Here is a 12,621-nt window from a genome sequence, read left to right as displayed (position 1 = left end):
CATTATGAAAAAGATATTTTTATCAATCGCTTTATTTTCACTTGTTATAAGTTGTAAAGACGATTATCTAGACATAAAACAGGAAGGTGTAAATGATGCGTCATCATTTTTTAAGACTCAAGATGATGCTTTACAAGCAACCAGTGCTATTTACAGTTTTCTAAGAAGCTGGGAAAATTCTGCTTTTCCTTATCAGTTTGTTTTCGGAGTTCCGGCAGATGATGTATTAAAAGGTTCTAATCCTGGAGATTCATCTTTCATTAATGTATATGATAATTTTACCTATACAGTGAGTGATGAAGGTGTAAGAGGATATTGGATCGGACAATGGCAGGCAGTGAACAGAACAAATCAGGTAATCACGAATGTCCCTGCAATACAAATGGACACTACTTTAAAAAATAGATTGATTGCTGAAGCTAAAATGTTAAGAGCATATTTCTATTTTAATTTAGTTAGAATTTATGGGGGTGTACCAATATATGATAAAGTGGAGACTGTATATGAGAAACCAAGAAATTCGGTAGAAGAAGTTTATAATTTTATTATTTCTGATCTTACTGCGGCGGCAGAAGTTCTTCCTCAAACGTATCCTGCTTCAGATCTTGGAAGAGTAACTAAAGGAGCTGCATTAGGATTGCTTTCTAAGGTCTATCTTTATAAAAAAGACTGGCAAAAAGCATATGAAACTTCTAACCAGGTAATTGCTATGGGTTATGACCTGGACCCGGATTTTAACCATTTATTCAGGCCTGCAGGTGAGTTTGGTAAAGAATCTGTGTTTGAAGTAAATTGTGGTTGTTCATCTCAGTACGGCGGAAGTCAATATGCAGAAGTTCAAGGGGTTAGAGATCAATTTGGATGGGGCTTTTTTACACCTTCCAATGCACTTGAAAATGCCTTTGAAGCAGGTGATATTAGAAAAGAACTGACGATACTTAGAAATGGTGAAACGACACCGGAAGGAGATTTAATTGCTATGGGAGATCCATTATCAGTTACAACCTACAATCAAAAAGTATATGTTCCTAAAGCTTTAAACAATAATGCTTGTGGGTACGGATCTATTCAGAATATCAGAATATTAAGATTTGCTGAAATACTATTGATCAACGCAGAAGCAGCGAATGAGTTGGGTAATACCGCTACTGCAACTACAAATCTTAATAAGGTAAGAACAAGAGCTTCTTTACCAGGAACTACTGCATCAGGTCAGGTTGCATTAAGAACGGCGATCTGGCATGAAAGAAGAGTAGAGCTGGCATTAGAAGGAGACCGATTTGTTGACTTAGTGAGAACAGGACAGGCTGCTACAGTTTTAGCACCTTATGGATTTAAAGCAGGGAAAAATGAAGTATTTCCTATCCCTTTAGATGCAATGGATCAAAGCCATGGAGCCTTTACTCAAAATCCAGGTTATTAATCTATTATTATATAAAATAGCCAAAGGTGACTTTGGCTATTTTTTTAATTAATCCTATGAAAATGTATATTTTATGAAGTTAGGAATTATTTCTATTCTTGCAGTTGCATCATTTTTTTCCTGTAATGCTCAGGTTCAGAATAAAGAACTTGTTAAAAAAGAAGCAGTAAAAAGTAATATTACGGATGAGCAGCTGATGGATAAAGTTCAGAAAGATGCTTTAAAGTATTTTTGGGAGTATGCAGAACCACATTCTATGTTGGGAAGGGAGCGCTACCATGAAGACGATATCTACCCGGATCATGATAAACATGTAGTGACTACAGGTGGATCAGGATTTGGTTTAGCTACTATATTAGTCGGAGTGGAAAGGGGTTTTGTTCCACGAAAAGAAGCGGTAAAAAGACTCTCCAATATGATGGATTTTTTAGCAAAAGCTGATCGTTATAAAGGAGCTTGGGCGCATTGGATCAATGGAGAAACTGGAAAGACTGTTCCTTTCGGTAAAAAGGATAATGGTGGAGATTTAGTAGAAACAGCGTTTTTAACTTCAGGAATTTTAATGGTTCGTGAATACTTTAAAAACGGAAATGCCGAAGAAAAAGCACTGGCTAAGAAATGCGATGAGTTATGGAAAGGAATTCAATGGAACTGGTATACCAAAGGTGGTGAAAAAGTATTGTACTGGCACTGGTCACCGGAGTATCAATGGGAAATGAATTTTCCTCTGGAAGGCTATAACGAGTGTATGATCACTTATATCTTAGCTGCTTCATCACCCACTTATTCTATTGATGCTGAAACCTACTATAAAGGATGGACAAGAAATGGAACTTTCCTTTCGGACAAAACGAAGTATGGGCTTCCAATGTATGTAAAGCACAATTATGCGGAAGAATATGGTGGACCTTTGTTCTGGGCACATTATTCATATATCGGATTAGATCCGAGAGGTTTGTCTGATAAATTGATTAAAAACTATTTTGATCTAAATAAAAACCAGGTTCTTATCGACTATAAGTACTGTGTTGAAAATCCAAAACAATGGAAAGGATATGGTCCAGATTATTGGGGGCTTACAGCGAGCTATTCCAGAAATGAAGATGGAAGTACAGGGTATAATGCTCATTTTCCTCAGAATGATCATGGAATAATTTCTCCAACAGCTGCGTTGAGTAGTTTTCCTTATTCACCGAAAGAATCAATGGATTTCTTGAAATTCATCTATACGCGAAAACCTGAATTTGTAGGATCAGCAGGGCCTTATGATGCAACATCGATCAATTATAACAATTGGTTTACACCAAGATATTTAGCAATAGATCAGGGAACAATTGCTCCAATGATAGAAAACTACAGAACTGGATTTTTATGGAAATTATTTATGAATGCTCCGGAAATTCAACAAGGACTTAAAAAATTAAGCTTCCAATCTACAAAATATGGGATTAAATAAATGTTATTTTCATCATGGAAATTTTTATTAAAAAAATGAATTAATACATTTGACTTTAATCAAAATAGGAAATATTATATGAAATTTAAACTACACCAACTGCTTTTTTTACTTTTACCCTTTTCACTGAATTTGAGTGCCCAGGAAATAAAGGCTGAGCTCAATAAAGAATTTAAAAGAGCTGAAAAGGTATCTTATATTTTAGACTATCCTCAAAAAGTAAAAGGCAATATTCCTTTGATCGTCTTTCTTCACGGATCCGGAGAAAGAGGAACAGATCTGGAAATGGTAAAAGCCCACAGTCCCTTTACGTATAAAAATCTGATAAAGGAACCTGTGGCTATTTTAGCGCCTCAATGTCCGGCTGACAGTTGGTGGGATACAGTAACTATTTACAACCTGATTAAAGAGATTCAAAGGAAATATAAAATTGATGCTTCCAGAATTTACCTTACAGGTCTTTCATTGGGAGGCTGGGGAACTTTGAAACTGGCTATGGAACATCCTGAAATGTTTGCTGCGGTAGTTCCTGTCTGTGCACCAACAGACCAAATAATGACAGCAAATATCAATCAGTATAAAGATCTTAATATGAAAATTTTTCATGGTGGAATGGATGATATCGTTTTACCGGAAAATGCTTTTAGGTTTTATCAGAAACTACATCCGGTAAATCCAACTGCTGAATTGATTATTTTCCCTAATGACAATCATAACTCCTGGGATTCTACCTATTCAGATCCTAAGTTATATGAATGGATGTTATCCAAGAAGAGAAATTAAAAGCTTTAGTAAAAGAAGCACTCTCATCTTAAAAGCGTAAAGATTGTTAGAAAAATACGTCTCTGCCTTTAACTGTAAAATAATAAAATTAGAACGATAATTTAAGAAGATAGATTGATGAAATCTAGAATTCACGAATACAATAAAAAATGAAGATAAAATGAGTAAAAAGTTAATTGTAATAGCGATTTTAGCACTTTCACCGGTGTTTTCGGCTCAGGAAATGGTAACAAAGCCTGTTCAATCCTATCAAACGGCTCAATATCAGACGAAGAAAAAAGCTTTTGTCGATCAGCTTTTGTCAAAAATGACTTTAGATGAAAAAATAGGACAGCTTAATTTACCAAGCTCAGGAGACTTTACCACGGGGCTGGCACAAAGTTCTGATATAGGTAAAAAAGTAGAACAAGGTTTAGTCGGCGGACTATTCAATATAAAAGGAGCTGATAAAATTCGGGCAGTTCAGAAAGTGGCTGTAGAAAAAAGCCGTCTGAAAATTCCGTTGATCTTCGGGATGGATGTGATCCACGGTTATGAAACTACTTTTCCCATTCCTTTAGGATTGGCTGCTTCATGGGATATGAATTTAGTTCAGCAATCTGCAAGAGTAGCAGCGAGAGAAGCATCTTCTGATGGGATCAACTGGACTTTTTCGCCAATGGTGGATATCTCCAGGGAACCAAGATGGGGAAGAGTTTCTGAAGGTTCAGGAGAAGATCCTTATTTAGGAAGTGAGATCGCGAAAAATATGGTCTATGGATATCAGGGCAAGGATCTTTCTGTTGGAAATACTATTTTAGCTTGTGTAAAACATTTTGCATTATACGGAGCAGGAGAATCAGGGAGAGATTATAACACGGTGGATATGAGCCATGTGAGAATGTTCAATGAATATTTTCCACCTTATAAAGCTGCTGTTGATGCCGGGGTAGCTTCGGTAATGGCTTCTTTCAATGAAGTTGATGGAGTTCCTGCAACCGGAAATAAATGGCTTCAGACCGATGTTTTAAGAAAAACCTGGAACTTCAAAGGTTTTGTAGTAACCGATTATACAGGAATCAATGAAATGGTAGATCACGGAATGGGAGATCTTCAGCAAGTTTCTGCTTTAGCATTAAAAGCTGGAGTGGATATGGATATGGTAGGTGAAGGTTTTTTAACGACTTTAAAAAAATCTTTATCAGAAGGAAAGATTACTCAGGCTGAGATAGATATGGCTGCCAAAAGAATTCTTGAAGCTAAATATGATCTGGGACTGTTTGATGATCCTTATCGTTATGGTGATGCAAAATTAGCAGCAAAAGAGGTTTATAATCTTGAAAACCGCACCATTGCCAGAAATGCAGCAGCTCAGTCGATGGTGTTGATGAAAAATGACAATCAGGTTCTTCCTTTGAAAAAATCAGGAACTGTAGCTGTAATAGGACCATTGGTAAATAACTCATTGAATATGGCAGGAACATGGAGTGTTGCTGCAAAACATGATCAGTCAGTTGCATTAATGAAAGGCCTTCAGGATAATTTTGGAAAAGAAGTGAAATTTATTTCTGCTAAAGGAGCAAATATCGATTATAGTGCTAAATTAGAAGATATCTATGCAGCGCATGGAAAGAAAACCGATAGAGATGCGCGTTCAAAAGAAGTTCTTTTAAAGGAAGCGGTAGATGTTGCTAATAAAGCTGATGTTATTGTTTTGGCCATTGGAGAATCTGCTGAAATGAGTGGAGAATCTTCTTCAAGAACTGAAATTACGATCCCTCAATCTCAGGTTGATTTGCTAAATGAATTAAAGAAAACAGGAAAGCCAATAGCAATGGTTCTTTTCACGGGACGTCCTTTGGCACTAACGAATGTGAAAGATACTCCCGACGCTATTTTGAATGTTTGGTTCTCAGGTTCAGAAGCAGGAAATGCAATTTCAGATGTTCTGTTCGGAAAAGTAAACCCTTCAGGGAAATTACCAATGACCTTCCCAAGAAGTCTCGGTCAGGTTCCAATTTATTATAACGCTAAAAATACTGGTCGCCCGTTAAGTCAGGATCTTGTAGATAAATGTGAATATCAAAGATTCCGTTCCAATTATATGGACGAGTGTAATACCCCTCTATATCCGTTTGGTTATGGTTTGAGTTATACAAAATTCAATTATTCTGATCTTAGTGTTTCTAATTCCAATCCAAAAGGAAACCAGACTGTTCAGGCTTCTGTCACGGTAACAAACGCTGGAAATTATGATGGAGCAGAAGTTGTACAGTTGTATATCAGGGATATGGTAGGAAGCATTACCAGACCGGTAAAAGAATTGAAAGGATTTCAGAAGGTTTTCCTGAAAAAAGGAGAGTCTAAGAAAGTTACTTTCGATATTACACCTGAAAATCTGAAATTCTACAATGGAGATCTGAAGTATGATTGGGAACCGGGAGAGTTTGATTTGATGATCGGAACCAATTCAGAGGATGTAAAACATTCAAAAATTAATTGGAGTAAATAATATTATTATAAGCCATTCATTTTGAATGGCTTTTTTTGTATCTTACAATTAAATTAACTAATACCATATTTTTGGCACACTTTTTAGCAAATGAAAAACATTAATAATTAAAATATGAAAAAAACAATTTTATTCAGCGCGATGTTCCTAGGTTCTTTAGTTTTTGCACAACAAAAAAAGCCCGTTTTGGGAGGTGACAGAGATGTGCATGGCTGTATCGGTTCTGCAGGTTATACCTATTCACAAATCAAGAATGATTGTGTAAGAGTTTTCGAACAGAAAATCAAATTAAATGAAGTAAGCTCAGATAAAAGTTACTCCACAATGACAGCTGTTATTTTTAGTAAAGATATGAAACGAGCTGAGATTTTCATTCCAAATGGAAATGCGAAAAGTATCATCCTTACAAAAGAAGGAAAAGGTAAAATCTGGAAAAGCGGAAGCTATATTAAAGAAAGTTATGTTTTAGTTCCCTACAAGAAAAAAGGCTATCAAATTAAAAAAGATGATGTCGTAATCTACCAATAGATAAAGAAGCCATTCTTATGAATGGCTTCTTTTTTTATAAAAATATGTAATGATTTGAATTTCTCAATTGTTTTCATAAACAGAGATCTAACTTAATAACCTCCAAATAAAATTTAAATGTTAAAATATCTGCTCTTTCTTTTCTTATGTATATCTGGAATATTTTATAGTCAGCAAACAAAAGAAACCCGTATAAAAGATAAAGAAAGTCTTTATGATATTCAGGATAGCGTGATGATAAAAACACGGGATGGAGCGGAAATTTCCGCAATGATAGTAAAGAAAAAAGAAGTTTCGCAGCCCCTTCCGGTTATTTTTCAATTTACAATATATGTCCGTGATAAAGGAGGAGATCTTCAAAGCTTGAAAGATGCTGCGGATAAAGGCTATATTGGTGTTATTGCTTATACTCGCGGAAAAAGATTCAGTACAAGTGAAATTTATCCATATGAGTTTGATGCCAATGATACATATGATGTAATTGATTGGATAAGTAAACAAAAATGGAATAATGGAAGTATAGGAATGTATGGTGGAAGTTACAATGGTTTTACCCAATGGGCTGCTTGTAAAACACTGCATCCGGCTCTTAAAACTATTGTTCCCTATGTTGCAAACAGACCCGGAATGGGGCTTCCTATGGAAAACAATATTTTCATAAATCCTAACTATGAGTGGGCATTTTATGTTGGAAATAACAAATATCTGGATAACGAAGTGGGTAATGACAGACAACGTTTTAGAAAAATGATGTTTAAATGGTGGGAAACAGGTGTTCCTTATAATAAAATGGACAGTATTGATGGACAGCCAAACCGATCATTTCAACGATGGATCTCACACCCGGAATTTGATGTCTACTGGCAAAAAATGGCACCCTACAAAGAAGATTTTAAGAAAATTAATATTCCTGTTCTTGCTTTTGACGGCTATTATAATGATTCGCAAAATTCAAGTCTTTATTATCTCAAAGAATTGGATAAATACAATCCAAGAAACTCATCTTATTTAATAATTGGCCCGTACAGTCATTACGGAACGCAAGCTGGCGGCGAAAAAATAGTAAACGGATATAAAGTTGACAGCCTATCTCTGGTCGATATCAAGAAGATTACATATGAATGGTTTGATTTTATTTTGAAAAAAGGGAAAAAACCTCAAATTCTCAAAAATAAGATCAATTATGAAGTTATGGGAGCAAATGAATGGCGAAGTGCACCTTCTTTTGAAAGTATGCATAATGAGATATGGCAATTTTATCTTTCAGGACAAAAACGAAATGATTGTTATTTTCTCGATCCCAAATTGTCTGACAAAAATACATACTTATCCCAGACTGTAAATTATGCAGATCGTGAAAATACTACTAATGATGAATACTATCCAGATCCTATCGAAAAAGATGAAATTAATAAAAGTAATGGATTTGTCTTTATGAGTGATCCCCTAAAAAAGTCAATGATCATCAATGGTTCTTTTTTAGGAGCTTTAAATATTGCTATTAATAAAAAAGATGTGGATTTGGGAATAACGTTATATGAATTAACCCCTGAAGGTAAATATTTTCATCTGTCGTATTATATAGGTAGGGCCAGTTATGCAAAAGATATTACAAAAAGAAATTTAATTAAGCCCGAGGAAAAAACGTTAATACAATTTAGCAATACACATTTTATTAGCAAACAGATTCAAAAAGGCAGCAGAATTGTTGTGACCATCAACGTAAATAAAAATCCATTTTCTCAACTTAATTATGGAACTGGAAAAGAAGTAAGTACTGAAACGATAAAGGATGCTTCAATACCTTTGGTCATTAAATGGTATAATGATAGTTATGTGAAAATTCCGGTTTTAAATGAATAAGTAATTTAACAGATAATTCATTGGGTTTTTCAATTGATAGGAAAAGACTTTCCCTTATTTAATAATAACATATAAACCTTTGACTTTAATCAATGCTTAAAACCATGGTTACAATTTTTCTCTCTCAACGAAAATCCGTATTTTTGTACATCTAAAAAGTAATAAGAAAGAATGAATTCCTACAAAAATCCATTGGAAGAGCGCTACTCCAGCGAAGAAATGTTATTTAATTTCTCACATAATAATAAATTCCGTACTTGGAGACAACTTTGGATCGCTCTTGCTGAAATCGAAAAAGATCTTGGCCTTGAAATTTCTGATGAGCAAATCGCAGAGTTGAAAGCTAATGCTGAAAATATCGATTATGAAAAAGCAGCCGAGTATGAGAAAAAATTCCGTCATGATGTAATGGCTCACGTTCACACATATGGTGATGTGGCACCTTCAGCAAAAGGAATTATACATTTAGGAGCTACTTCAGCTTTTGTAGGTGATAATACAGACTTAATTCAAATCCGTGACGGGCTTTTGATCTTAAAGAAAAAGCTTGTTAACGTAATGAAAAATCTTGCTGATTTTTCAATTCAATATAAAGATCTTCCTACTTTAGGATTCACTCACTTCCAGCCGGCTCAGCTAACAACGGTAGGAAAAAGAGCAACACTTTGGTTACAGAGTTTGGTTCTTGATATAGAAGAACTTGATTTCTTCCTGGAAACATTGCGTTTCAGAGGAGTAAAAGGAACTACAGGAACTGCAGCAAGTTTCCTGGAGCTTTTCAACGGAGATTATTCTAAGGTAAAACATTTAGATAAAGAACTTTCAAAAAGATTCGGTTTCGATAAAGTTTTTGGAGTTTCAGGACAGACTTACGATAGAAAGATTGATGCAAAAGTGGTGGCGTTATTGTCAAACATTGCCCAGTCAGCACATAAATTCAGTAACGATTTACGTTTACTTCAAAACCTTAAGGAAGTTGAAGAGCCATTTGAAAAAAATCAAATCGGTTCATCTGCAATGGCTTACAAACGTAACCCAATGAGAAGTGAAAGAATCGGAGCATTGGCAAAATATGTGATGTCTTTAACGACAAGTTCTGCAATGGTAGCTTCTACACAATGGTTTGAAAGAACCTTGGATGACTCTGCAAACAAAAGATTAACGATTCCTCAGGCTTTCTTAGCCGTTGACGCCATCCTATTGATCTGGAACAACATCATGAATGGAATTGTAGTATATCCAAACAGAATCAACAAGCATATCGAAGAAGAACTACCTTTCATGGCAACTGAATATATCATCATGGAAGAAGTAAAAGCAGGTGGAGACCGTCAGGAGATCCACGAGGTAATTAGAGTTCATTCTATGGAAGCTTCTAAAAAAGTAAAAGAAGAAGGAAAAGAAAATGACCTTATTGAAAGAATCTTAAATGATGATTCTTTAAAACTTGATAAATCGAAATTAAAAGAAGTTTTAGATCCTAAAAATTTCATTGGCTTTGCACCGATTCAAACGGAAGAGTTCATTAATAATGAAGTTCAACCAATTCTCGATCAAAACAAAGACCTGATAGGACTGGAAGCTGATCTAAAAGTATAACACCATATGCAGTCTTTTCGGCTGCATTTTTTATTTCATCCAAAGAATGAGTAAAATGCCTTTTTTACTTTTATTATTACCTATAATTTCCTTTTCGCAAAAAAAGGATGTCTTAACGTATTTTAAATCGAAAGATTCTTTAGTTGGAGTAAAAGATCAGAACGGGAAAATTATAATTCCTGCGCAATTTAAGGTGTTTTCTATTCTTGAAGATGGTGAACAGGTAAAAGAGGAAACCATTTATTTTGATGGTCCTAAAGAAGGTGAAGCTAGAGAGAAGAATGCATGGGGATATGTCTATGATAAAAAAGGAAACTTTCTATACAGACCTTTCTTTTATGATAACGGAGCTGATTATTTCGCTGAAGGTGTAAGAAGGTTTGTAAAAAATGGGAAAGTTGGTTTTGCAGATAGAAATGGTAAAGCCATTATTGAAGCAAAACATGATTTCGTTTCTCCTTTTAATTATGGATATGCTGCATTTTGTGACGGCTGTGACTGGGAGAAAACTGAAGATGAGCATAAAGCAATTGTTGGCGGAACATGGGGAGTGATGAACTTTAAAGGAGAAATTGTTCAATCCAGAACTAAATTATCTGAAAATGATGTGGAAGTGAATGGAGTATTTTATCCCTATCCTTTTGAATACAATGAAAAGGAGAGGAATATTCTTCAATTTTTCAAAAAACAAAATAAGATGCTCTCTAGTATCTATTATGTGAACCTTTATAATAAATTATCCAATGATGAGAAGAAGTTATTCTTTGAGATCACGGAGAGGCCAAAAGAAAATTTTCCGTTCTTTAAAGTTGAAAGTTATGATTACCGAAAAATGGAAACCGATTTCCGGTTTAAATTCATCATTTCAGAAGATGGTAAACAGTTTTATGCACTTGACTATGATGTGGAGAAACTCCCTTTTGATAAATGGTTAAAGAAAGAAATGAAAGAGGCAGAAGAATATCAAAAGGAACATCCGGATAATCCGAATAAATTTATAAATAACAATAACCCATGAAAGGACTTTCGGTTTTTTTATTGATTCTTCTGTCTGTGAAAAGTTTTTCACAAAACCAGAAAGAAGTGTATTCTATTATAGATGCCAATGCAAAAAAGTTAAAGGAAAAATCGGGAGCTTACTCAGTATCTTTTGGAATAGTGAAAGATGGTAAAGTTTATACAAAACATTTTGGAGAAATAGATAAAGGAAAAGGAAACAAAGCAGATGATAATACCTATTTTGAAATAGCTTCTGTTACTAAGCTTTTTACGGGACAGTTGCTGGCACAGGCAGTTTTGGAAAACAAAATTAATCTTGATGATGATATTCGTAAATATCTGAAAGCACCTTACCCGAATTTAGAATATAATGGAAGAGCTATTACAATTAAAGATCTTATTTCCTACAAAACAGCGTTGCCTCGTAATTTGCCTGATGATACTGAACTAAGGAAGAATATGACAAATGAAACTCCTTTTTTATATAATAAACTGGGCGAAAGCTATTCAAAAGATCAGTTTAAGCAGGATCTAGGAAAAGTAAAGCTGGACACTCTTCCTGGAAGTCGTTATAAGTATAGTAATTTGAGTCTCGAACTTACAGGATTGATATTAGAAAACATCTACGGAAAAAACTATGAGACATTGCTTAAAGAAAATATTTTTTCAAAATCAGGAATGGATCACACCAAGCTTGAACTAGGGAAAAATGAGGTTTTAGCGAATGGTTATCATACCAGTGGTCGATTGATGCCGGAATCGAAAAGTCTTTTATGGGGCTCTGGAGGTTCCAAAACCAAATCTACAATGGGAGATATGGTGAAGTTTTTAAAGTATGAACTTGATTCAGGAAACAAAATTGCTCAGGAATCTCAAAGAAATATCAGTGACAGTAAAGAAAACTGGTTTGGATATTTTTGGGATGATTTTGGGGTAACAGATAAAGGGAAAAATGGGCGTAAACATGGTGGTTCTTTTGGATATCAGACTTGGTTTGCTATATACCCTGAACTTAATTTAGGAATCTGTATGACCGTAAATGTCAGTGGTATGGAGACTTTTCCAGATCTTCAGAATGCAGCTTATAGTTTAGTAGAAGATCTAACTATTCCATCGGGTAAAAAAGAAATTTATGGCTATGAAATAAAAGGAGATCATATAGTTTTTACTTATATCCATCCAAAAAATTTAGATATAAAACTGGTTAATACAGTTTCTGTAGTAGGATCTTTCAACGATTGGAAACCTGAAAGTAAAAATTATCAGCTACTGAAAAGAGAAAATAACCGTTTTGAACTAGAAATTCCCAAATTAAATTTTGAAAAAGGGAAACCTTATTCTTTTAAATTTGTAATCAATAATAACGGGTGGCTTGCAACCCCAAAAAACGCTTCCAATACAGATGGATCAAAATACAATAATCTGCTATTGAAGCTGTAAAATATAAAGAATCATGCATTTGGTTCTAGAAGATAAAAA

9 protein-coding genes are annotated in these 12,621 nt (G+C 34.6%); all 9 read left to right on the top strand.

Features of this window, described 5'->3' with window-relative positions:
- Positions 1-4 precede the first annotated feature (4 nt).
- The 9 genes from NG806_RS07990 to NG806_RS07950 all read left to right on the top strand — a co-directional run bounded on the left by NG806_RS07990 (position 5) and on the right by NG806_RS07950 (position 12,582).
- Positions 5-1,423, top strand: a complete 1,419-nt coding sequence (locus NG806_RS07990) for a RagB/SusD family nutrient uptake outer membrane protein (RefSeq protein WP_261512619.1) — start codon at positions 5-7, stop codon at positions 1,421-1,423.
- 73 nt (positions 1,424-1,496) lie between these two features.
- Complete coding sequence (locus NG806_RS07985) at positions 1,497-2,879, top strand: glucoamylase family protein (RefSeq protein ID WP_214831539.1); 1,383 nt, start codon at positions 1,497-1,499, stop codon at positions 2,877-2,879.
- A 78-nt stretch (positions 2,880-2,957) separates the two neighbouring features.
- Positions 2,958-3,662, top strand: a complete 705-nt coding sequence (locus tag NG806_RS07980; protein WP_214831538.1) for a carboxylesterase family protein — start codon at positions 2,958-2,960, stop codon at positions 3,660-3,662.
- A gap of 160 nt (positions 3,663-3,822) precedes the next feature.
- On the top strand, positions 3,823-6,153 hold the full coding sequence (gene bglX / locus NG806_RS07975; protein ID WP_261512617.1) for a beta-glucosidase BglX: 2,331 nt from the start codon (positions 3,823-3,825) through the stop codon (positions 6,151-6,153).
- A gap of 114 nt (positions 6,154-6,267) precedes the next feature.
- The gene (locus NG806_RS07970; RefSeq protein ID WP_214831536.1) at positions 6,268-6,681 is read left to right on the top strand and encodes a hypothetical protein; all 414 of its coding nucleotides are present in this window, start codon (positions 6,268-6,270) and stop codon (positions 6,679-6,681) included.
- A gap of 117 nt (positions 6,682-6,798) precedes the next feature.
- Entirely contained in the window at positions 6,799-8,544 is a 1,746-nt protein-coding gene (locus NG806_RS07965; RefSeq protein WP_261512615.1) for a CocE/NonD family hydrolase, read from the top strand.
- A gap of 171 nt (positions 8,545-8,715) precedes the next feature.
- Positions 8,716-10,143: an adenylosuccinate lyase gene (purB, locus tag NG806_RS07960; RefSeq protein ID WP_179472973.1), complete on the top strand. Its 1,428-nt coding sequence runs from the start codon at positions 8,716-8,718 to the stop codon at positions 10,141-10,143.
- Positions 10,144-10,198: 55 nt separating this feature from the next.
- Complete coding sequence (locus NG806_RS07955) at positions 10,199-11,161, top strand: WG repeat-containing protein (RefSeq protein WP_251040611.1); 963 nt, start codon at positions 10,199-10,201, stop codon at positions 11,159-11,161.
- Positions 11,158-12,582 carry a serine hydrolase gene (locus NG806_RS07950; RefSeq protein WP_261512614.1) on the top strand — a complete coding sequence of 475 codons (1,425 nt, stop codon included), beginning with the start codon at positions 11,158-11,160 and terminating at the stop codon, positions 12,580-12,582. The genes NG806_RS07955 and NG806_RS07950 overlap by 4 nt, the downstream gene beginning before the upstream one ends.
- Positions 12,583-12,621: the final 39 nt, after the last annotated feature.

It is taken from the genome of Chryseobacterium paludis (assembly GCF_025403485.1).
GTDB classification, from domain to species: domain Bacteria; phylum Bacteroidota; class Bacteroidia; order Flavobacteriales; family Weeksellaceae; genus Chryseobacterium; species Chryseobacterium paludis.
Note: the sequence above shows the minus strand (reverse complement) of the source record. Positions and strands in the feature narration are given on the sequence as shown.